The organism is Mesorhizobium sp. M4B.F.Ca.ET.143.01.1.1, from assembly GCF_004792275.1.
Lineage (GTDB): Bacteria > Pseudomonadota > Alphaproteobacteria > Rhizobiales > Rhizobiaceae > Mesorhizobium > Mesorhizobium abyssinicae.
Genome location: NZ_SRSR01000171.1, coordinates 1 through 357, shown reverse-complemented (window position 1 = coordinate 357; position 357 = coordinate 1). Strand labels below are relative to the sequence as shown.

Annotated in this window: 1 protein-coding gene; it reads left to right on the top strand. The window is 64.1% G+C overall.

What is annotated here, in order from left to right; translation table 11 throughout:
• Nucleotides 1-42: 42 nt before the first annotated feature.
• On the top strand, nt 43-357 hold a 315-nt coding region (locus tag EN786_RS36470), incomplete at its 3' end, for a TIGR02301 family protein (protein ID WP_135910106.1).

Here is a 357-nt window from a genome sequence, read left to right as displayed (position 1 = left end):
GTTTCGCCACAAAGCTTTGGTTCCCCTCACGCCAAGGCTTTGATGACCCGCGCCTCGCCCTTTCTTGCCGCATGCCTTGCCATCAGCATGGCAGTGGTGGCGCGGCCGGCACTCGCCGCCGAGGCGCCGTTCGAGCCCGGGCTGATGCGGCTGGCGGAAGTTCTGGGGTCACTGCATTTCCTGCGCAATCTGTGCGGGGAGAAAGGCGACCAGTGGCGGGACGAGATGGAAAAACTGCTCGATTCGGAAAACCCTGACCCGGAACGCCGCGCCCGCTTCATCGCCAGCTTCAACCGCGGCTATCGTTCCTTCGGCGGCACCTACACCCAGTGCACCGCTTCGGCCACTGAAGCCATC